The 20,316-nt window shown below is 58.4% G+C and carries 23 protein-coding genes; 8 read left to right on the top strand and 15 right to left on the bottom strand.

The window, feature by feature from the left end; translation table 11 throughout:
• Positions 1–104: 104 nt before the first annotated feature.
• The 8 genes from AC27VJ_RS13260 to AC27VJ_RS13225 form a co-directional block, all read right to left on the bottom strand.
• Positions 105–533: a Ros/MucR family transcriptional regulator gene (locus AC27VJ_RS13260; RefSeq protein WP_113089833.1), complete on the bottom strand. Its 429-nt coding sequence runs from the start codon at positions 531–533 to the stop codon at positions 105–107.
• Between the two features lie 420 nt (positions 534–953).
• Positions 954–1,295 (bottom strand): monovalent cation/H(+) antiporter subunit G, encoded by a 342-nt coding sequence (gene mnhG / locus AC27VJ_RS13255; RefSeq protein ID WP_113089832.1) that lies wholly within the window; start codon positions 1,293–1,295, stop codon positions 954–956.
• Positions 1,292–1,681 (bottom strand): cation:proton antiporter, encoded by a 390-nt coding sequence (locus AC27VJ_RS13250; protein WP_488684443.1) that lies wholly within the window; start codon positions 1,679–1,681, stop codon positions 1,292–1,294. Before AC27VJ_RS13250 ends, mnhG begins: the two co-directional genes overlap by 4 nt.
• On the bottom strand, positions 1,681–2,157 hold the full coding sequence (locus tag AC27VJ_RS13245) for a Na+/H+ antiporter subunit E (RefSeq protein WP_488684442.1): 477 nt from the start codon (positions 2,155–2,157) through the stop codon (positions 1,681–1,683). Before AC27VJ_RS13245 ends, AC27VJ_RS13250 begins: the two co-directional genes overlap by 1 nt.
• A complete protein-coding gene (locus tag AC27VJ_RS13240; RefSeq protein ID WP_488684441.1) occupies positions 2,154–3,716 on the bottom strand; it encodes a Na+/H+ antiporter subunit D in 1,563 nt (520 codons plus the stop codon). The genes AC27VJ_RS13245 and AC27VJ_RS13240 overlap by 4 nt, the downstream gene beginning before the upstream one ends.
• 18 nt (positions 3,717–3,734) lie before the next feature.
• Complete coding sequence (locus AC27VJ_RS13235; RefSeq protein WP_488684440.1) at positions 3,735–4,112, bottom strand: Na+/H+ antiporter subunit C; 378 nt, start codon at positions 4,110–4,112, stop codon at positions 3,735–3,737.
• Complete coding sequence (locus AC27VJ_RS13230; protein ID WP_488684439.1) at positions 4,112–4,531, bottom strand: Na(+)/H(+) antiporter subunit B; 420 nt, start codon at positions 4,529–4,531, stop codon at positions 4,112–4,114. Before AC27VJ_RS13230 ends, AC27VJ_RS13235 begins: the two co-directional genes overlap by 1 nt.
• On the bottom strand, positions 4,528–6,879 hold the full coding sequence (locus AC27VJ_RS13225; protein WP_488684438.1) for a putative monovalent cation/H+ antiporter subunit A: 2,352 nt from the start codon (positions 6,877–6,879) through the stop codon (positions 4,528–4,530). Before AC27VJ_RS13225 ends, AC27VJ_RS13230 begins: the two co-directional genes overlap by 4 nt.
• A 188-nt stretch (positions 6,880–7,067) precedes the next feature.
• Between AC27VJ_RS13225 and msrB the strand changes: the two genes are divergently transcribed.
• The gene (gene msrB / locus AC27VJ_RS13220) at positions 7,068–7,478 is read left to right on the top strand and encodes a peptide-methionine (R)-S-oxide reductase MsrB (RefSeq protein WP_113089825.1); all 411 of its coding nucleotides are present in this window, start codon (positions 7,068–7,070) and stop codon (positions 7,476–7,478) included.
• A gap of 72 nt (positions 7,479–7,550) precedes the next feature.
• Here msrB and AC27VJ_RS13215 read toward each other — a convergent pair whose 3' ends face one another.
• The gene (locus AC27VJ_RS13215; RefSeq protein WP_488684437.1) at positions 7,551–7,961 is read right to left on the bottom strand and encodes a rhodanese-like domain-containing protein; all 411 of its coding nucleotides are present in this window, start codon (positions 7,959–7,961) and stop codon (positions 7,551–7,553) included.
• A 58-nt stretch (positions 7,962–8,019) separates the two neighbouring features.
• Here AC27VJ_RS13215 and ftrA point away from each other — a divergent pair, with 58 nt between their 5' ends.
• The gene (gene ftrA, locus AC27VJ_RS13210) at positions 8,020–9,051 is read left to right on the top strand and encodes a transcriptional regulator FtrA (protein ID WP_488684436.1); all 1,032 of its coding nucleotides are present in this window, start codon (positions 8,020–8,022) and stop codon (positions 9,049–9,051) included.
• Here the strand turns inward: ftrA and AC27VJ_RS13205 are convergent.
• Both AC27VJ_RS13205 and trhA read right to left on the bottom strand, forming a co-directional pair.
• Entirely contained in the window at positions 9,032–9,535 is a 504-nt protein-coding gene (locus AC27VJ_RS13205) for a GNAT family N-acetyltransferase (RefSeq protein ID WP_488684435.1), read from the bottom strand. The two genes, ftrA and AC27VJ_RS13205, sit on opposite strands and share 20 nt — an antisense overlap.
• Before the next feature lie 84 nt (positions 9,536–9,619).
• Positions 9,620–10,288: a PAQR family membrane homeostasis protein TrhA gene (gene trhA / locus AC27VJ_RS13200; RefSeq protein ID WP_113089821.1), complete on the bottom strand. Its 669-nt coding sequence runs from the start codon at positions 10,286–10,288 to the stop codon at positions 9,620–9,622.
• 226 nt (positions 10,289–10,514) lie between these two features.
• Between trhA and AC27VJ_RS13195 the strand changes: the two genes are divergently transcribed.
• A complete protein-coding gene (locus tag AC27VJ_RS13195) occupies positions 10,515–11,960 on the top strand; it encodes a methyl-accepting chemotaxis protein (RefSeq protein ID WP_488684434.1) in 1,446 nt (481 codons plus the stop codon).
• 43 nt (positions 11,961–12,003) lie between these two features.
• Here AC27VJ_RS13195 and AC27VJ_RS13190 read toward each other — a convergent pair whose 3' ends face one another.
• Positions 12,004–12,414 carry a universal stress protein gene (locus AC27VJ_RS13190; protein ID WP_353577874.1) on the bottom strand — a complete coding sequence of 137 codons (411 nt, stop codon included), beginning with the start codon at positions 12,412–12,414 and terminating at the stop codon, positions 12,004–12,006.
• Positions 12,415–12,641: 227 nt separating this feature from the next.
• Between AC27VJ_RS13190 and AC27VJ_RS13185 the strand changes: the two genes are divergently transcribed.
• The 4 genes from AC27VJ_RS13185 (at position 12,642) to AC27VJ_RS13170 (ending at position 15,632) form a co-directional block, all read left to right on the top strand.
• Positions 12,642–13,502, top strand: coding sequence for a VOC family protein (locus AC27VJ_RS13185; RefSeq protein WP_488684433.1), 861 nt, complete (start codon positions 12,642–12,644; stop codon positions 13,500–13,502).
• A gap of 267 nt (positions 13,503–13,769) precedes the next feature.
• Positions 13,770–14,936 (top strand): AI-2E family transporter, encoded by a 1,167-nt coding sequence (locus AC27VJ_RS13180; RefSeq protein WP_162727909.1) that lies wholly within the window; start codon positions 13,770–13,772, stop codon positions 14,934–14,936.
• A gap of 109 nt (positions 14,937–15,045) precedes the next feature.
• Positions 15,046–15,306, top strand: a complete 261-nt coding sequence (locus AC27VJ_RS13175; protein ID WP_488684432.1) for a type II toxin-antitoxin system HicA family toxin — start codon at positions 15,046–15,048, stop codon at positions 15,304–15,306.
• Positions 15,303–15,632 carry a type II toxin-antitoxin system HicB family antitoxin gene (locus tag AC27VJ_RS13170; RefSeq protein ID WP_488684431.1) on the top strand — a complete coding sequence of 110 codons (330 nt, stop codon included), beginning with the start codon at positions 15,303–15,305 and terminating at the stop codon, positions 15,630–15,632. The genes AC27VJ_RS13175 and AC27VJ_RS13170 overlap by 4 nt, the downstream gene beginning before the upstream one ends.
• A 3-nt stretch (positions 15,633–15,635) precedes the next feature.
• Here AC27VJ_RS13170 and AC27VJ_RS13165 read toward each other — a convergent pair whose 3' ends face one another.
• The 3 genes from AC27VJ_RS13165 to AC27VJ_RS13155 all read right to left on the bottom strand — a co-directional run bounded on the left by AC27VJ_RS13165 (position 15,636) and on the right by AC27VJ_RS13155 (position 17,933).
• Positions 15,636–16,364, bottom strand: coding sequence for a polysaccharide deacetylase family protein (locus tag AC27VJ_RS13165; RefSeq protein ID WP_488684430.1), 729 nt, complete (start codon positions 16,362–16,364; stop codon positions 15,636–15,638).
• Positions 16,365–16,459: 95 nt separating this feature from the next.
• A complete protein-coding gene (locus AC27VJ_RS13160) occupies positions 16,460–17,383 on the bottom strand; it encodes a dihydrodipicolinate synthase family protein (RefSeq protein ID WP_488684429.1) in 924 nt (307 codons plus the stop codon).
• A gap of 148 nt (positions 17,384–17,531) precedes the next feature.
• Entirely contained in the window at positions 17,532–17,933 is a 402-nt protein-coding gene (locus tag AC27VJ_RS13155; RefSeq protein WP_488684428.1) for a DUF930 domain-containing protein, read from the bottom strand.
• 258 nt (positions 17,934–18,191) lie between these two features.
• On the opposite strand from AC27VJ_RS13155, the gene AC27VJ_RS13150 reads away from it, so the two are divergent.
• Positions 18,192–20,291: a S9 family peptidase gene (locus AC27VJ_RS13150; RefSeq protein WP_488684680.1), complete on the top strand. Its 2,100-nt coding sequence runs from the start codon at positions 18,192–18,194 to the stop codon at positions 20,289–20,291.
• The last annotated feature ends 25 nt before the right edge of the window (positions 20,292–20,316 follow it).

The following is a 20,316-nucleotide window of genomic DNA, read 5'->3' as shown; positions in this document are numbered from 1 at the left end:
CTTGCGGACTGTTACAGTCCTAGCAAGCGATTGTTTCCACCAGATGACAGACATAAAAAAGCCGGCCCCAGGGACCGGCTTTTTTGCATTTCTGTTCGGTACAATCAGCGGCCGGACTTGCGGCGCTGGCCGAGGCCCATTTCCTTGGCGAGGCGCGAGCGCGCTTCTGCATAGGCAGGGGCAACCATTGGATAATCCACCGGCAGATCCCACTTTTCGCGGTATTCTTCCGGAGTAATGCTGTGATGTGTTGTCAAATGACGCTTGAGCGACTTGAACGAACCGCCACATTCCAGGCAGATGATCTGATCATCCTGAACCGACTTGCGAACAGAAACCGCAGGCTTCTGCTTTTCGACATTCACTGCGGCTACCACTGGGGCAGAAGTACCGCTGAGTGCCGTGTGCACATCGGAAATAAGGCCGGGAAGCTCCGTAACCGGAACGACGTGGTGGCTAACATAGGCAGCAACGATATCCGCAGTCAGCTCGACAAGCAGATCCTGAGCGCCGCCGTATGTAGTTTCCGTCATTTACATGTCTCCTGTTCATGTCTCCACCAGCATCGGTCCAGCCCGTCTGCCAGTGAAACGAAGTTAACCCCAAGCCCACTGATCTGCGTTTGCGGCAAGATCAACTCCCCTTGCTGACGTATACAGATGGGGAAGAAACTTCTTGCAGCAACTGCGTAAAACGAAACAGATGTCCGGATATTCTACATCAGAACTAGATTAGCCATCAGTAAAATGCCTAACCGGACTTTCAATAACGCAGGACGCAAATCAACATCATCTACTTTACCTGTCGTGGATAGCACCAAACCAAAAAAAGTCCAATTATTATTTTGGAATAATTCAGAGCAGAGACAGCTTATTCTACCTATAAAAAATCACAGGTAACAAAATAAGAATGTATGTCGGAAATTTACATAAGTTAACAAAGGTACAGTAACGTCAGTTCAACTTAGGGTCTGCTTCCAGCTCATCTATTACGCTTATCGGCGACAAGCGATAACCGACCTGATGCGCAGCTTTGGCAAGCAAATGTGCAGATACTGGGGCAGTCAAAACAACAAAACAAAATCCAGCCAAAGAACGCGCAAAAATAGAAATCTCAAGTGAATTGAGGCCCACACCAAGAAGAAGAAGTCCCGACCCCACTGTTCCCGCTTTGGAAGCGGCATGCATGCGAGTATAGAGATCGGGGAAACGGTTGATACCGATGGCGGCGGTGAGGGAAAACAACGCACCTGCGACGACCAGCAATGCAACCGGAATGGCGACGACCCAGCTCATTTGCGAGATTTCCTCCCTGTCTTTTTCTTCGGCTTCACGCCCTGCGGCTTAGCGGCTTTGGGCAAGACATCCGTACCGTCCAGCACCTCTTTTTTCCGTTGTCCCGGCTCAGCTGTTCTGGACAGAATGAAGCGTGCGAACGCAACCGTCGCGAGAAAGCCGACGAGGCAAAGGGCGATGGCAATATCCACATAAAGATCAAAGCCAGTGCGGATGGCGATGACGGCAAGAAAGCCGATGGCGATGCCAACCAGCATATCCAACGCCACCACCCTGTCCGGCAGCGTCGGCCCAACCACTACGCGATAGACCGTGAGCAGGAAGGCGACGGAGAGAATCGCGGTGGCGACAATCGTGGCGGCGGAAATCAGCGTTTCAGGTGTCATCAGCGAAACGCCTCCATGATCTTGCGCTCGAAACCATCGGCAATCGACCGCTTGGTCGCCTCCACATCAGCGCAATCCAGCGCGTGAACGAAGAGCATTGTTCGGTCTGGCGAGACATCCACTGACAGCGTGCCGGGAGTGAGCGTGATGAGATTGGCGAGAAGGGCGATCTCGAAATCGGATTTTACCGCAAGCGGATAGGCGAATATTCCCGGCTTCAGTTCCAACTTCGGCCTGATGACAAGCATGGCGACGGTCCAGGCGGAAAGCGCCAGTTCCTTGAGGAAGAGCAGTGCGAGAGAAAGAATGGCCGGGATGCGCCTAAAGGACGTGGTGCTTTGCACCCACTGATGACGAATCACGCCAAGCGACATGGCCGCGACCACCATGCCAAAGAGCAGGTTGGGAATTGTATAGCTGCCTGAGATGGCGAGCCAGATGAGGATGAACAGTGCGCCGAGGATATAGAGGCTCATCTGGTGGCTCCTTCCGGAAAGACGGAGCGGATATAGGCAGTCGGGTCGGCCAGACCATCAGCCGCCTGCTGGCTGAGCTTCATGACCTGTTCGGGAAACAGGCCGACACCGATGATGAGGACCGTCATCGCCACGATGGGTGCAAGGCTCGGCGGGTTGGCAACCGCTACGACCGCCTTCATGCCCGCAGGCGATGGCCGCCAGAAGCAGAGCAGGAAGATGCGGGCAAAGGCAATGGTGCAGAGAAAGCCGGAAACCAGAATGGATGCGGCGAGCCACCATGCGCCGATATCGATGGCGGATTTGGTCAGCATGGCCTTGGGCCAAAAGCCGGAAAACGGCGGCAGGCCGGAGCCTGCGAAAAACAGCGCCAGCGCCATGGCGGAAAACCAAGGGCCCCTGGTGTAAAGGCCGCTCAAATCCGACAATGTCCAGGCACCGCCAATGCGGGCAGCGTGGCCGATAGTGAGATAGAGCGCCGTCATCAGCACCACGGAGTTCAGTGCGTAGAAGACGACGCCACCCACGGCAGAGGGAGAGCCGATGGCGACGCCGGCGAGCATGGTGCCGATGCCGGAAATGACGACATAACCCAGCATGCGCCTGAGATCGTTTTGCGCCAGTGCGCCCATGGCACCCAGGATCATGGTCAGCGCCGCGACAATGGCGATGATAAAGCTCAATTCGTCCCGCTGCACCGGGAACAGCATGATCATGACGCGCAGCAGTGCGTAGATGCCAACCTTGGTCAAGAGACCGCCGAACAGGGCGGACACGACGATTTTCGGCGTGTGATAGGATGCGGGTAGCCAGAAATTGACGGGAAAGGCCGCTGCCTTCATGGCGAAGGCGAGCGTGAAGAGTGCAGCAAGCGTCATCAACGGCGCTCCGCTGTCTGCCGCCGTCACACGTCCGGCGATATCGGCCATGTTGAGCGTGCCCGTGACGGCATAGAGATAGCCGACCGCGATCAGAAACAGCGTGGTGCCGATGAGGTTGAGCACGGCATATTTCAGCGCACCATCGATCTGCTCTTTGGTAGAGCCCAGCACGATGAGGCCGAAGGAGGAGATCAGCAGCACCTCGAACCAGACATAGAGGTTGAAGATATCGCCAGTCAGAAACGCGCCGCTGACACCGGCCATGAGCAGCATCAGAAACGGGTAGAAGCCGTAGCGCCTACCACTGTCGTCCACATCCGCGCTGGCATGCAGGGCGCAGGCAAGGGCGGCGATGGCACCGGCCAATGCGAGGGCGGCTCCGGTCAAATCCGCCGTGAAGGCAATGCCGAAGGGCGGAAGCCAGCGACCCATGACCATGGTGAAGGGGCCATGCGTTGCCACCTTCCACAGCAGCGCAGCATCGATGACGACCAGCAGAAACAGGCCGAAGATGGCGATGCCAGCGTGAAGGCGGGTGGAGTGACGCACCATCATCAGGATCGCGCCGACGCTGATGCAGAGCGCGACGGGGGCCACGATCAGCCAGTCGGCAAGCGCCGTAGGCTGCATGACGAGTGCGGAGGTGAGGTCGATGGAAGGAGAAGCGGAGGCGGCCATATGTGTCTGATCCGTTTCTCAATAACCGAGCGGCGGAAGCGGTTCGCGCGGCGGTTCTGCTGCGCGCATCTCGTTCGTGTCGTCGGTTTTCAATTCCTGAAACGCCCGCCAGACCAAAACGGCGAGGAAACAGAAAAAGCAGAAAGAAATAACGATGGCCGTGAGGATGAGAGCCTGCGGCAGCGGATTGGCCGTATTGGTCGCCAGCACATCTTCCCCTGCGCCGATGATGGGCGGCACCTCGCGTGTCAGCCTGCCAGCGGTAAACAGCAGCAGATTGACGGCATTGCCGAGGATGGCAATGCCCAGCAGCAGGCGCACGCTGTGGCGCGACAGCATGAGATAGATGGCCACGGTAAAGAATATGCCGACGAGACCGGAGAAAACCGCTTCCATCAGTCGCGCTCCCTTTCTTCCAATGCCAGGGCAATGGACGTAAAGCCGCCGACCACGACGAGATAGACGCCGATATCGAAGGAGATGACGGTAGCCAGTGGCACTTCCACGCCAGCAAGGCTGGGATAGACCCAAAGCCCGGTCATGAACGGCACGCCGAAAAAGACGGATATCACGCCCGACAGCATCGCGAGCAGCAGGCCGAAACCGGCAATCGACAGCGGGTGAAAGACGATAGCGCGGCGCACGGTTTCCACCCCGAAGGCAATGCCGTAAACGGCGAGCGCCGAGACCGCGATCAGCCCACCAATGAAGCCACCGCCGGGTTCGTTATGGCCACGCAGAAGCACGAAAATGGAAAACAGCAGCATGAGGCTGGTGATGACAGGCGCGACGGTGCGGAAGATGAGCGTGTTCATGCCCTGCCCTCCTTGTCACTACGCGTCGCGGGCTTCGAGCGAATGCGGATCAGCGCCAGAATGGCAAGACCGGTGATCATGACCACCGCGATTTCGCCCAGCGTATCTGTGCCGCGGAAATCCACGATGATGACATTCACCACGTTGTTTCCGTGGGCGATGAGCTTGGAATAGGCGCCGAAGAAATCGCTGAGGCTGGTATCGAAGGGCTGCTGGGTGGACTTTAGCAACATCAGGGCGAAGCCCGTGCCGCAGGCAAGGGCAATGGTGCCGTCCAGCAGTTTCTGGCCCCGACCCCGGTGATCGGAAGGCGAAAGGCGCAGGCGGGTCATGACCAGCGTGAAAATGACGACGGAGAGCGTTTCCACCATGAACTGGGTGAAGGACAGATCCGGCGCACCGAACAGCAGGAACAGCACGGCGACGGCAAATCCCTGAATGCCGAGCGCGACGATGGCGGTGAGGCGGCTAGCCGCCGTCAGCACCGCAATGAGGCCGATGATGGCAATGGCGATGAAGGTGAGTTCGTGCAGCTGGATATCGGCTGGCCAGGCGGGCATGGCGGGTAGCTCACCATAGGCAAACAGCGGCACCAGCAGAACCAGCGCGATGATGGCGAAGGTGGCGGTGACGTAAAACTCCAGCCTGCCCGGCTGGATCATGCGCGTGACCTGGAAGGACAGTTTGACGAGGCCGGAAATGACGGCATCGAAGGCCTTGTCAGGCCCCGGCCCGGCGGCAGCCAGCGAGCGGGCCATGAGGTGGCGTGCGGTAGCGAGCCTCGTATAAGCCATCACGCCGAGCGCCACGGTAAAGAGCGAGAGCGCCAGGGGAACGCCGATATGCGGGATCAGCGATATTTCCACGCCACGGTTTTCGCCCGCGATGGCGGAGGCCATGGGTGTGGAGATGCCTGCGTGGAACGTGCCTGAGAACAACGCGGCGAGAAGACCGCACAACGCCAGCACGGCGGGGCCGAGCCACAGCAGAACCGGGCCTTCATGGGCGTGTTTCGGGGTGTTCTTCAGCTTCCCGACAAAGGGTTTCAGCGCCACGGCAAAGGCGATCGCCAGCATCAGCGCATTGCCAATGATGGCGATGCCGGTGAAGAGAATGGCGCGCGGATTGGCGTGCGCCAGCGCATAATAGATTTCTTCCTTGGCCAGAAAGCCGAGGAACGGCGGCAGGCCCGCCATGGAAATGGCCGCTGCCATGGCCGCGATGAAGGTGATGGGCATGGCCTTGCGCAGACCGCCGAGCTTCGTCACATCACGCGTTCCCGCCTCGTGATCGATGATGCCCGCGACCATGAACAGTGCGCCCTTGAAAAGCGAATGGGCGACGAGATACAGCACCGCCGCCTCGATGGCATGTTCAGTGCCGAAGCCCGTGAGCATGACCAGCAGGCCGAGCGACGAGACGGTCGTATAGGCCAGCATCAGCTTGAGATCGCTCTGGCGGATGGCAAGGAATGCGCCGGTCAGCATCGTCAGCCCGCCGAAGAAAGGCAGCAGGATTTCCCATGCCGCCGTTTCACCCATGACCGGGTTGAGCCGCATCAGCAGGTAGACGCCAGCTTTGACCATGGTGGCGGAATGCAGATAGGCCGAGACCGGGGTCGGCGCTTCCATGGCGTTGGGCAGCCAGAAGTGGAACGGAAACTGCGCCGATTTGGTGAAGGCTCCGCCCAGCACCAATAGCAGCGTGGCGAAATAGAACGGGCTCTGGCGCAGCACATCATTGCCATGCACCAAAAGAGAAAGCTGTGTCGTGCCGCTGATGTTCCAGATGAAGATGAGGCCTGCCAAAAGCGCCAGCCCGCCGCCACCCGTCACCACCAGCGCCTGCAAGGCGGCACGGCGCGAGGCTTCGCGGCGATGATCGAAGCCGATCAGCAGGAAAGAGGTGATCGAGGTCAGTTCCCAATAGACGAACAGCATCAGAAGACTGTCCGACACCACCACGCCCAGCATCGCGCCCATGAACAGCAGCAGAAAGGCCATGAAACGGCCTTGCTGCGGATGGCCCTTCATGTAGCCGCCCGCATAGAGCACGATGAGCGTGCCGATGCCGGTGATGAGCAGCGCAAAGGTGAGAGACAGACCGTCGATGAACCAGGAAAAGCTGAGATTGAAGCTGGGCACCCAGATATAACCGCCGGTGACGACCTCACCTGCCGCGATTGCCGGGATGAAACCAAGGAAATGGGCGAAGGCCAATGCGGGTGCGAGCGCCAGCAGCCAGGCAGCATTGGAGCCCAGTTTCGCGACAACCAGGGGCGCGCATAATGCCGTGATGAACGGCAAAAACAGCACGATAAATGTCAACAGCGTGACATTGGCAATCATCTCGTCTCCCAGCCCCGCCGCTTTTGCGGCCTTGTTTTGTTGTTTCTCAATTAGGGCAAGGCGACATATGCCTCAACTCTTTTCGATTGCGCAGACGATAACAAGGTCTTTATCCCCTGTTAAAGCCGCAGGCTCTTTTAACAGGGAAGCTGAGACACTATCTTGGGGACAAACGAAAGGATCTCCTGATGAGCGATCTCAAATCACCCAAAATCACCAAGTCCGATGCACAATGGCGCGAGGAGTTGACGCCCGAGCAGTTTCACATTCTGCGCGAACACGGCACGGAGCGCCCTTTTACCGGTCCATACTGGAACAGCACCGAAAAAGGCCTCTACCGCTGCGCCGCCTGCGATGAGCCGCTGTTCATCTCGGACACGAAATTCGATGCCGGGTGCGGCTGGCCGAGCTATTTCGAACCGGTGAAAGCCGATGCCGTGACCGAACATCGCGACAACGCTTTCGGCATGGTGCGCACGGAAATTCGCTGCGCCAACTGCGGCGGCCACCTTGGCCACGTCTTCCCCGACGGCCCACCACCGACAGGCCTGCGTTACTGCATCAATGGCCACTCGATGGTGTTCGAAGCTCAGGATTGAGCGTCTGGTAGACAGATGAACAGAGCCACGTCACCCTTACGGATGGCGTGGCTTTTAATGTTGGCGATGCGATCACGCCGCCTCAGCCTCACCGGAAGCAAACGCAAATCCCTCATCCTCCCATCCCGTGATGCCACCTATCATGATTTTCACTGGTCGCCCCAAACGCGCGAGCTTCAACGCGGCCTGGTCGGCACCATTGCAGTGAGGTCCGGCGCAATAGACCACGAACAGCGTATCATCAGGCCACCGCGCCATGCAGTCTGCGGTCATATCCGCGTGACGCAGATAGATGGCGCCGGGAATATGCTTGCGGGCGAAGGCTTCCGCAGACCCGACGACATGCAGGAGAACGAAATCCTGCTCTCCTTTTTTCATGGACGCTGATACATCCGCGCAATCCGTCTCGACCGAGAGCCGACGTGTGAAATGGTCGATGACGACCTGTGACGATGCGGCGGGAATGTCCGATACGTAGCTCATGGGCTTTTCCTTTCAGGGTTATAGCCGAACTTTACGCCGCACATAAAAAGACTGGCAGATGGCACAATTGCCATATATCGTAAACATCATGCCAAAACCGCAGAAAGCCCCCGCGCCGAACCGTCTTGTCGTTGCTCTCGCCTATGACGGGCTTTGCACGTTCGAGTTCGGCGTTGCCGTTGAAATCTTCGGTCTGGCGCGCCCGGAAATGGGAGAGGACTGGTATCGCTTTGCCGTGGCCGCCGTGGATGAGGGTGAGATGCGGGCCGCAGGCGGCGTGCGTTTCGTAACGGATGGCGGGGTGGATTTGCTTGAGCAGGCGGGCACCATCATCGTGCCGGGCTGGCGTGGCATTCATGAACCGGTACCGGAGGCTCTGTGCATGGCCTTGCGCAAAGCGCATGACAACGGCGCGCGGGTTCTGTCGCTCTGTTCCGGCGTCTTCGTGCTGGCGGCGGCAGGTCTCTTGAATGGCAGGCAGGCCACCACCCATTGGCGCTATACCGACAGTCTCAAAGCGCGGTTTAGCGAAATCGAAGTGTTGCCTGACGTGCTCTACGTGGATGGCGGCACCGTGCTGACGGCGGCTGGAAGTGCGGCGGGCATAGACCTCTGCCTGCATCTGATCCGCCGCGATTTCGGCACCAAGGCTGCCAATATGGTGGCGCGACGGCTTGTCGTGGTGCCGCACCGCGATGGCGGGCAGGCACAATTCATCGACAAGGCCGTTCCCGAACCGCATGAGAAGGCGCGGCTTGGCCCGCTGCTGGATGCCATGCAAGCACAACTGACGGAGGATTATACCGTTGCGCGGCTGGCGAACATGGCAGGCATGAGCAGCCGCACATTCCTGCGCCGGTTCGAAGCCGCGACTGGGACGACGCCCGCCAAATGGCTCCTCCTGCAACGGCTTTCCAAGGCCAAAGACCTGCTGGAGACGTCCCAACTCGGCATTGAGGCCATTGCGGAAACCAGCGGGCTAGGCAGTGCCGCCAATCTGCGTCACCACTTCCGCCAGCAATTTTCCACCACGCCTGCGGCCTACCGCGAACGCTTTGGGGCGAGAAACCTCACGCTGATGGAAGCTTGAGTTCCATACAGGTCAGGTCGAGCCAACGACCGAACTTCTTTCCAACCTCGGAAAACTGGCCTGCGACGCGGAAGCCCATGGCTTCGTGGAGGCGGATGGAGGCGGTGTTTTCAGATTCGATGGCGCCGATGAGGACGTGGACGTCATTGGTTTTGGCATGGTCGATCAGCGCCTGCATCAACTGCCTGCCGAGGCCTGAACCCCGGGCATTCTTGTGGACATAAATGGAATGTTCGCGGGTGTGGCGGTAACCATCGAAAGCGCGCCAGTCTCCGTATGAGGCGTATCCGGCAACGGCTTCATCCTTGATAGCGACGATGACCGGGAAGCCGCGGTCCTTACGGGCCTTGAACCACTCCTTGCGATTGTCCAGATCAACCAGAATCTCGTTCCAGATGGCGGTCGTGTTCAGCACCGCGTCGTTGTAAATCTCCATGATGCCGGGAAGATCGTCGACGGTGGCGTCGCGTAGTTCGATGGTCATGCTTGATATCCGCTGCAAATCAATTTCACGGCCAGCATAAAGCAAGTCGCGAAACTGTGTAGCGGTTTTACGTCGTACCAGGTGTCAGGCCGTGATGGGGGTCATGCTGAAGCTGGTCATGACGGCGGTGTAATGCACGGCGGCGGCCACCACGACGAAGCCGTGCCAGATGGCATTCTGGAACCGCAGGCGTTCCCACACATGGAAGATGACGCCCATGGAATAAATGATGCCGCCGATGACGATGAGCCACAGGCTGACGGGCGGCAGATGGTAGGACAGGCGATCTGCCACCATCACACCGCTCCAGCCCATGGCGAGATAAAGCAGGATGGTCAGGCGATCGAACCGCCCGGGGAAGAAGCATTTCAGAAGAATGCCCGAGATGGCGGCGACCCATATGCCAAACAAAGTAACGGCAATGAACGGATCTTCTATGCCGCGTTGCAGGATAGGCGTGTAGGTGGCGGCAATGAGAATGAAGATACCGGAATGATCCAGCCGCCGCAGATACCATTTCACATTGGAATGCGGCCAGATGTTGTAGGTGAACGATATGGACAGGCACAGGACGAGGCCAAAGGCATAGACCCAGACGGCCGCAATGGCGCTGAGACTGCCCCAGAGCGTGACGTAGAAAATCAGCGCGGTTGCACCAATCAGGGCAAAGACGATGCCCACGCCATGCACAATACCGTCGGCCACGATTTCAGGAAGATCATAGCGGCGTCCAAAGCGCCAAAGTTCACTCATATTCGTTCTCGCACATCAATATCCGGATCATGCAGACAATATGAGACGGGAACAAGACATGCCGCGCAAAACGCGATCACTTTGCATTCACGCCTGTCGCAAAAGTCGAACTCGATCATCATCAAAAATAACACCCTGCAAGATAATACAACCTTAACTTTAGGAAGTCGAAACGATTGCGCAATATGAGACGTAATCAAACAATTTTTGAAAAGGTCTTTTGAAAATGCGGCGCATCGAAGATGAGATCAAGCCTTGGGCGGGTGAGGAACGCAAGCGTGGCGAGGAGCTTTACGCACATCTGGAAAAACATGTCCGCGAGGTCGCTGTAAAATGCTTTCAGTCCTTCGATCCGACCATGGTGAAAGTGCCGGAAGAGCTTCTGCAGCTTGAAGCCGTCAAGTTCCGGCGGCTATGCGAAGGCGCTTTCAAGACCGACTATTTCGATGCTCAGGGCAAGGTCATTCGCGGCATCAACGACAAGATCGGTTTTACCCGTTTCATCATCGATGCCTGCTCGATCTATGCCGCCGAATGGACGCTGGTGGTCTTGCAGGAAACGCGCTGGAGTGCCAGCAAGCGGGAAGCGTTCATCCGCACGCTGATGAAAGGGCTTTACACGGATGTCGCTGTTGCGATCCATCATCTTATCAGCGACATGAATGATGAAACGGCCCGGCAGAGAGCGGAGTTCGACCGCCAGCGGGCCGAAGATGCGCAGGCTGACAGCCGCGCGATGACGGCGCTTGGCGAGGCGCTAAGCAGCCTTGCCTCCGGCGATCTTTCCGTACAGCTGACGCAGCCCCTGCCCGAAAAGCACGAGGCCGCGCGCCGCGACTTCAACAACGCCGCCGAGGCTTTGCGCCAGGCGATGGCGGGAATTTCCCACACGTCCGACGACATATGCCGTGGCATGCAGGAAATTTACGCGTCCACCAACGATCTTTCCCGGCGCACGGAACAGCAGGCCAGTTCTCTGGAGGAAACGGCAGCGGCGCTGGACCAGATTACCGCAACGGTGCGGCGCACATCCGAAGGCGCGTCTCAGGCAACCGTTGCCGCCACCAGCGCCAAGCAGGAGGCCGAAAAATCGAGCGACATCATGAAGGAAGCCGAGACCGCGATGAGCGAGATTGCGGCCAGCTCCACCCAGATTGGCCAGATCGTCTCTGTTATCGATGAAATTGCCTTCCAGACCAATCTTCTGGCGCTGAATGCAGGTGTCGAAGCCGCCCGCGCGGGTGATGCCGGCAAGGGCTTTGCGGTTGTCGCTTCAGAAGTGCGCGCGCTTGCACAGCGCTCCGCCGATGCCGCCAAGGAAATTCGCAACCAGATTGCCACCAGCACCCAGCAGGTGGAACGCGGCGTGACGCTTGTGGAATCCACGGGACAGACGCTGAAGGCGATCTTCGGCAAGGTAACGGAAATGGACCGGCTGGTGGCCGACATAGCCGCCTCCGCCCGCGAGCAGGCGGCGGGCTTGCAGGAGATCAACACGGCGGTGAACGAGATGGACCGGGTCACCCAGCAGAACGCAGCCATGGTCGAGCAATCCACCGCAGCGGTGAATGATATGAATGCCCGTTCGCAGGAACTGGCCACGCTGATCAACCGCTTCTCGCTATCAGGCCAGGGGCGCACATCGGCGCCCTATACACGCTACGCAGCGTAAGGGTTTGGCGCGCGGGCGGCGTGCCATTCCGCATCTCTATCGTTTATCGATCCACCAGCACGGAGCATTTGGCGTGACGGACGACACGGTCTGCCGTTGCGCCGATGAAATAATTGGTCAGATCAGGCGTGTGCGACGCGACGATGATGAGATCGACCGTCAAGTCTTCCGCTGCGGCCAGAATTTCGCGGGCGGCGGCACCGCTGCGGATTTCCACCGCGCCGATGCGTGATGATTTGCCTTTCAGCGCCGCGAGCCTCTCCTTGGCATCCTTGATGGCATTTTCGATCAAATCCATCGGCAGATCGATGGCGAGATAATTCGGCAAATCTTCCACCACATTCAAAAGCACGATATGGCCCGCCGGATCGAGCAGAGCTTCGGCTTTCTTCAAGATTTTCTCAGCTTTTTCCGGGGCGCTCAGATCGACCGGAACGAGGATTTTGCTGTACATGATGTTCTCCCTTCGACTTTGAAAACACGCATCGTGCTTTTGAAGTTCCTTATATTTACACGGTAAAGGCGAAGAGGGAATTGATCAGCATCAAGGCCAGATGCGGTGATTGTCAACAAATAGCACACGCAGCATCACCAAACGGCTATCTTTTCTGAACGATCAATCGCGCGCATAGTCTGCCCAACATCGCCGCAATCAGACGGCTGGATTTGGAGTGCCAAGCAATGAGTAAAAACAAGCAATTTGCGCTGACGCGGCCCGCCTATGTCGGCCAGGCCCACCTCGTGGTGCGGGATCTGCCGCTGGTGTCGGATTTCTATCAGAAGATCATCGGCCTTTCCGTCATCGAAAAATCGGCCAGCGGTGAAGTGCTGGGTGTGGGCGGCCAGCCGCTTCTGACCCTGACAACGTCGAATGATGCCGTTCGTGCGCCGAGCAGCGCGGCGGGCCTTTTCCACACGGCCTTCCTGATGCCGAGCCGCAGCGATCTGGCCTTGTGGCTGACGCATGTGGCGCACAACAATGTGCAGCTTCAGGGAGCATCCGACCATCTGGTCAGCGAAGCGATCTATCTGGCAGACCCGGAAGGCAACGGCATCGAGGTCTACCGCGACCGCACCCCGGACGAATGGACCTACCAGCCGGATGGCACGGTTGCCATGTCCACGCTGCGGCTGAACCTCCAGGAACTCTATGACAGCGCGCCCAAGGCAACCTTTGCCAAGGCCGCAGACGGCACGGCCATCGGCCACATTCACCTTCAGGTCGGCAATCTTCCACAGGCGGATGAATTTTATCAAGACGTGCTGGGCCTGAAAATCATGGCGCGCTATCCCGGCGCCAGCTTCTTCGGCTCCGGCGCCTACCACCACCACGTCGCCGCCAACATCTGGAACAGCCGCGGCGCGCAGGCCCGCTCTGCCAACATGACCGGCCTTTCCGGCTATTCGCTGAAGTTCAACGAGAAGGCAGCATTGGACAGTGCCCTCGCCGCCCTCGACCGGTTGCAAATCGCCACGGAACGGCAGAGCGACAGCGTTGCGGTGAAGGACCCTTGGGGTATTGGGTTGAAGCTTTCGGCTTGATTGCTGGAGGCAGATACAAGCCAGCGTTTTACCGTGTGGCAGCCCCCTCTGCCTGCCAGCATCTCCACCACAGGTGGGGAGACAGATGTGGCAAGGCTATACACACGTCATACGTTACCAATGGGCTGTGTCAACTCCTCTAGCGCTTTCCCCCCTTGTGGGGGAGATGCCGGCAGGCAGAGGGGGCCTTCTCCACACAGGTAAATATTCCCTCCCCCGGAACTGCATACCCCATCGAGCGTTATACGCCCTGATGGGGGACTGTTTATGAATGACCAGACGATAGCCAACCGAAAACACGGTGCAGCCGCTGCTGCCAGCACGGATCACAAAGACCCCTTCATGCGAGGCGCGCTGGCGACGGCGCATGATGATGAGCGTAGTCAGCAACCACTGGGCCGCGAGGCGCTGGATGTTGCTGTGGCGTGGTCCATCGTCGGGCTTTTCGCGATCGTGCTGATGGGCGTCATCCACTCACTATCGATCATTCTCATTCCGATCGTCATGGCCATCGTGGTTGGCATGATCCTCGGCGTGGCGGCGGGCAAGCTGAACTCTTACGGCATTCCCGGTTTTGCGGTGGCGCTCATTCTCTCATCCGCCGTTGCCCTCGTCTTCTTCCTCGTCATCAATTCGCTGATCGATCCGCTGTCCACGCTGGCATCGGAAGGTCCTGACATTGTCGAGAAAGCCATCAATCGTTTCGTGCCCTATCTGCAAAGCCTGCGATGGCTGAATTTTTCCGCAGCGACCTTCAGTCTGAATTCGATCTCGCTTGAATCCATCCTCTCGCGCAGCGGCGATATCATTTCCGTTGTTGGCTCAAACCTGACACCCGCGATCGTGCAGGGACTGGTCTTCTTCGCAGCACTGCTTCTTTTCCTCTACAGCCGCATTCGCCTGCGCAAAGCCGTCATCATGGCGTTTCCGCAGCGCCACCAGCGCCTGCGCACCATCCGCACCATCGCCTCCATCGAACATGTTCTAAGCTCCTACTTCGCCACCGCATCGCTGATGTATGCGGGGCTTGGCGTGACCATGATCATCATCGCCTATGCGGGCGGTCTTGCCATGCCGTTCCTGTGGGGACTGTTCGCCTTCCTCTCCAGCTTCGTGCCGTTCCTCGGCATCACCGCCATGACGCTGGCGCTGACGATTGGCGGCATCCTGACTCATGACAGCCTGCTGCTGGGCCTGCTGCCCGCCATGGTGTTCTTCACCATTCACCTGCTGATGGAAAACCTGGCATTCCCGGCAGTGGTGGGCAAGAACATGGAAATCAATCCCTTCCTCGTCTTCGTCGCCATCATCTTCTGGACATGGATGTGGGGTGCCGCAGGCGCCATGCTGGCCCTGCCGCTTTCCCTTATCGGCATGACCGTTGCACGAGAGCTTTTTCCCTCCCGTCGCGTGGTGCCAAACCTGCCGTCTTGACTGTCACGTGCTCCACTTGCAAATTCCCTCAATAGTTGCTTTTCATGTCATCTCATTTGAAGCCTCCACAGGCTGCACATCTTGAAATGATATCGAATAGTGATACTATATGGAATTCAACAAAAAGCATCAGGCCGTGTTGGAAGCGATCTTTTCTGATCCTGTTCGAGCGGGCATCGTTTGGCGGGATATTGAAGCGCTGTTCCTCGCTAGCGGCGCTGAGGTAACGGAAGGCCAAGGGTCACGCGTACGTGTTGCTCTTAACGGTGTTCGGGCGGTGTTTCATCGTCCTCACCCACAGAAGGAAACGGACAAGGGTGCGGTAAAATCCGTGCGGCGGTTTCTGAACGAAGCAGGGATAAAACCATGAGTGTGATGCACTATAAAGGATATGAGGCCGTCATCGAATTCGATGAAGAGGCTGATCTTTTCCATGGCGAAGTCATCGATCTGAGGGACGTCATCACCTTTCAGGGCTCTTCTGCGACAGAACTCAAACAGGCGTTGGCAGAGTCCATAGAGGATTATCTCACCTTCTGCACCGAGCGTGGCGAAGAACCGGAAAAACCATTTTCGGGCCAGTTCGTGGTGCGCACCGAACCGAAACTTCACAAGGCCGTTTCAAACGCGGCCCGAAGAGATGGCATCAGCCTCAACAAGTGGGTGACGGCAGCATTGGAGCGCGCCGTCTCCTGACGGTCAATTCGACGGTGCGTTAAACGCCGGGTCATCCAGGCGGGTGAAGATGACGCCCCGGGCTTTTAGCGCGAGGAGGCCGCGGACGACGCCTTCGCCTGCTTCGTGGGTGGGCTGGTTGATGTGGGCGATAACGACATCGCCGTCCTTGGCGGAGGCGATGTGCTTGGCTGTCATGCCAGCGCCCAGCAGCGAGCCGCCATCGCCATTGATGGAATAACCGGCGACGCGTTCTCCGAGTTGATTGATGATCGACATGGAGGAATTGGTGTATTTGGCGGTCGCGCCGCGAAACCATTGTGGCTGGCGACCGGTGGCGGCGACGATGGCGAGCCTGCCGCCTTCCACTTCCTGCTCCACAGCTGCCGGTGAGCCTGCGGCGGCGATGCCGTAGATCGAGACCGGCTTATCCACGGCTGGAATGTGGTTTTCGCCGTGATTTTCCAGTTCGAACAGGTCGGGGTGTGACATCAGCACGGCCAGCGCCTGCGGATTGTGCTTGAGCCAGCGGGCGGTGACGAAGATCGTTGCGGGGATTTTCTCGCTGACGAGGGTATCGAGAATGCGGAAATCCGTCTTGCCCATGCAGGCATCGAGCGTGATGGCGACGCGCGGCGCATGCGCCTTGCCCGGCTGCATTTTCAGCGTCGGCTCGACAAGGCCGCCGGTCGCTGCGAAGGCAGGAGACATCATGGCGGCCAGCAAAGAGACGAGAGTGATTGTCTTCAGCATGTCACGAGCCTTCGATGATCGATAAAGTTCAGCCGCCAAACCGCCTCGCAGTTTTTGCGCCATATGTCGGCAATACTGCCCGCAAAACGCCGGAATTATGGCGTGGCGGCTGGCAGGCCATCCAGTTCCGCAAGCTTGGCCAGCGCCTCTTCCACCCGCGCGCAATCGCTGACGCTGAGCGGCATGACCGGCAAAGGCGGCTGGCGGTGGGTAAGCGACAGAAGATTCGCCGCTGCATAAACCACGCGGTAGCTGCCGAATTCCCTGAACAGGGACCAGAGCGGCTGGAAATAGTCTTCGATACGCTTTACTTCGGCGGCGTCTCCCGCTTGCGAGGCGCGCAGCAGACGAAGGCTAGGCACCGGCAGCAACCCACCGATGACGCTGTACCAGCAATCTGCACCTTGCAGTACGGCCTCTGCACAACCCCAATCGCCGCTGTAGCCGATGGTGAAATCATCGCCCAGCCGTGGGCGCAGGCGCTCTAGTTCGGCTTTGAAGCCCACCTCAGCGGCCAGAGGCATTTTGACCGCGCGGATATGTGGAATATAGGCCAGCCGCACCAGCAGCTCGTCGCCGAAAGAAAAATGCGTGGTGGACGGATTGTTGTAGATGCAGAGCGGAAGGCTGGTCGCCCCGGCCACCGCTGCAAAATGATGATAGGCCTCTTCCTGCGTCAGCGGCGTATAGGAAACGGGGGCGAGCAACAGCGCATCGGCACCGGCGGCTTCCGCATCCTTGGCCAGCGCAACCGCTTCACTGGTGCGAAACGTGCCGACACCGACGATCAGCTGCCTGCCCTTGCCTTTCAGGCATTCCACCGCGGCATTGACGGCGCGCAGACGCTCGTTGCGAGACAGATAGGCGTAGCTTCCGGTGCTGCCCAGAAGGCCGATGCTATCGACCTCTGCCGCATCCAGCCTCTGCACCAGCAGCGACAGGGCCTCGACATCGACGCGCCCCTCTTCATCCGCTGGCGTCAGCGGAAAGGCCGAAAGCCCGCGAAAACTCACATTCATGCAACCTGCCCCTGAAAAACCCTCTGACACAAGGATTAATCAGCAAATCGGCATGCGGCAATATCAATAAGAAATCAGTTAGATATCGTTGCGTATTGGCAACGGGCAGTCTTGACGCCGTTATCACAAAAATGAGGATCGAGACGGCTTAGTCGTACAGATAATGCTTCGCCCATTGCTCTTCCGGCACCTTGTCTCCGACCTTGTAATCGAAATTGCGGATGCCGAGCGTTGTGGTGGCGATCTGACATTTGTAGCGCAGGCGATACCATTCCCCACCGCTTCTGAACACGGCACCGGCAGCCTTGATGGAATCAGGGGTGACATCGGGGTCGCCGAAGGCATAGGCAATGACCTTGTCCGGCTTCATGCCCTTCTGGTCCTTGGCGATGCGCTCCATGGCTTCGATATCGCAGCGCTGCTCCAGACGCTCCTCCGGGGCGAGCGCATTGAGCTGACGAAGGACATTGGCGTCTATGGCATGGGCGGGCATGGCCATCGGCACGCTGGAAGAGGCTGCGAGAAGGGCAACGGAGAGAAGCTTGTGCATGGTGTCCTGTCGGGCTTTTCGTTTCTTCTTGTCTTGAATTTCGAGACAAATCTGGGGTCTTGAGGCAAAACCACCAGCTTGCCAGCATCGGCACGGATGTGTCGGATTTGCGATCTAGTGTTAAATTGTGATCGAAAGCAGACCAAATTGTGCCCATGGCTTCTAAGCCACAAGGAGTTTTCCTCCTTGATCGACCCAGAGCAGCACTCTACATCTTGGCACACGTAGACCGATGTCTTCATGAAAGCGAGTATATCCTTGTCCATTTTCAAGAACCTGCCAGCCGCCCCCGTTGCCGAAAAGAAGCCTGTGAGCGACACCCATCACGGCATCACCCGCACGGATGATTATGCGTGGTTTCGCGCCGATAACTGGCAGGCCATGTTCAAGGATCCGACGCTGCTGGACCCGGCCATTCGCACCCATCTGGAGGCCGAAAACACCTATATGGAAGCGGCGATGGCCGACACCAAGCCGCTTCAGGAGAAGCTGTTCGAGGAGATGAAGGGCCGCATCAAGCAGGACGATTCCTCGGTGCCGGTCAATGACGGTCCTTATGCTTACGGCACGCTGTTCGTGACCGGTGGCGAGCAGCCGCATTATTTCCGCACCCCACGCGGTGGCGGCGAGAAACACGTTTTGTTGAATGGCGACAAGGAAGCCGAAGGCAAGGACTATTTCCGCCTCGCGGGCCTCGACCAGACCAGCGATCACAGTCGCGGCATTTGGGGCTATGACGACAAGGGGTCTGAATATTACACCCTGCGCATTCGCGAGCTGGAAAGCGGCGAGGACTTGGCAGATGTGATCGAGAACACGGCGGGCGGCGGGGCATGGGCGCCGGATGGCAAGAGCTTCTTCTATTCGCTTCAGGATGAGAACCACCGCCCGTCCAAGGTCTTCCACCACATTATCGGCCAGCCGCAATCGTCCGACCGTCTGGTCTATGAGGAAAAAGACCCCGGCTTCTTCATGGGTGTGGGCGCGTCCGTGCTGGACGATTTCATTTTCATCGACATTCACGACCACGAGACCAGCGAATACCGCATTCTCTCCACCAAGGATTTGACCGCCGAGCCACAGATCGTGGCGGAGCGTGAGGAAGGCATCGAATATTCCCTGTGCGAAGGTGGCGATGTTTTCTACATTCTGACGAATGACGGCGACGCCAAGGATTTCCGCATCATGGAAACGCCGGTGACGGCACCGGGCAAGGAAAACTGGACGGAAGTCGTACCGCACGAGCCGGGCCGCCTCATTCTCGATATCGATGCCTATGCCCGCCACCTGATCTGGCTGGAGCGCCGCGATGGCCTGCCACGCATCGTCATCCGCGACCGGGTGAGCGGCGACGAACACGCCATTGCCTTTGACGAGGAAGCCTATTCGCTGGGCTTGCATGGTGCCGCCGAATACGACACCGATGTCATCCGCTTCAGCTACTCCTCCATGACCACGCCAAGCCAGCTGTTCGACTACGACATGGTGACGCGGGAACGCACCTTGCTGAAGACACAGGAAGTGCCGTCCGGCCACAACCCGGAAGACTACGTGACACGCCGCATCATGGCGACATCGCATGATGGGGCGCTGGTACCGGTGTCCCTGCTCTACCGCAAGGATACGCCGCTGGATGGTTCAGCCCCCTGCCTGCTCTATGGTTATGGCGCTTACGGAATTTCCATTCCGGCCTCCTTCAGCACCAACAATCTCTCGCTGGTCGATCGCGGCTTCGTCTATGCCGTGGCCCATATTCGCGGCGGCAAGGACAAGGGTTTCGAGTGGTATGAAACCGGCAAGATGGAGCACAAGCAGAACACCTTCAAAGATTTCATCGCCGCTGCCGACCATCTGGTGAAGGACGGCTTCACCTCTTATCACGGCATCATTGCCGAGGGCGGCTCTGCCGGTGGTATGCTGATGGGCGCGGTCGCCAATATGGCACCGGAAAAATTCGCAGGCATCATCGCCGCCGTTCCTTTCGTGGACGTGCTGACGACCATGCTGGACGACACGCTGCCGCTGACGCCGCCGGAATGGCCGGAATGGGGCAACCCGCTGGAGTCACAAGAGGAATATCAGTGGATCGCCGCCTATTCGCCCTACGACAATGTTGGCGCAAAGCCCTACCCGCCGCTTCTGGCCATTTCAGGCCTGACCGACCCGCGCGTGACCTATTGGGAGCCGACCAAGTGGGTGGCGAAACTGCGGGAGCACACGACGGGTGAAGCACCGATCCTGCTGAAGACCAATATGGCGGCTGGCCATGGCGGCAAGTCCGGACGGTTCCAGCGGCTGGAGGAGATCGCGTTTGAATATGCGTTTGCGCTGAAGGTGGCGGGTAAGACTGCGGTTTGAGGCTAATTATTACGTATGTCGTCAT

It is taken from the genome of Agrobacterium sp. 20P9.1.2, assembly GCF_057799395.1.
Note: the sequence above shows the minus strand (reverse complement) of the source record. Positions and strands in the feature narration are given on the sequence as shown.